The organism is Aerococcus sp. L_32 (assembly GCF_050689315.1).
The window spans coordinates 1-549 of sequence record NZ_JBOEQF010001214.1 but is presented as its reverse complement, the minus strand read 5'-3'; the positions used below and the strand labels follow the sequence as shown (position 1 = coordinate 549).

Here is a 549-nt window from a genome sequence, read left to right as displayed (position 1 = left end):
GGCGGATTTGATTTTGTGAAGTGATTTCAAATAATAGCGGAACCATTTATGCCATGGTGGAAAGGCTTGGCTGTCGGGGAAAATGATTATTTTTCACAGTCTATTATTATTTGCACTTTTATGACTAGAAGTATATAATCGAGTAGAATATTATACGTTTTAATAGGACATTATCGGTCTAGTTGATGACTAGGCTTTTTTATTGGTTTATGTCGTAAGTTTTACTTAATTTTATTTTAAAAAAGAAATATGAAGGGGATTTTAACGAGTATGTGGATTAGTATATATAATCGAGATGGCGTCGGTGACGTTATCATGTTTTCCAAAGGGACATTAACGAGAGATCATATTGCGACTTCAACAGTTGGAGATGTGACGCGTATTTTCAATAATGAAACGAAAGAAACAATGGGTTACAATATCCAAAATATTTCTAAAATGATTCAAATTGAAGGAAAGGGGCGTGTTCATTTAAGTCAAACACAATTAGACTTAATCAACCAATCCTTATATGAACAAGGTTTTGATACTATTCCTTTCAATGATAAT

1 protein-coding gene is annotated in these 549 nt (G+C 32.2%); it reads left to right on the top strand.

The features are described from left to right. Positions 1–270: 270 nt before the first annotated feature. A partial coding sequence (locus tag ACRCJ0_RS18995; protein WP_431391761.1) for a DUF4479 family protein occupies positions 271–549 on the top strand: 279 nt, incomplete at its 3' end.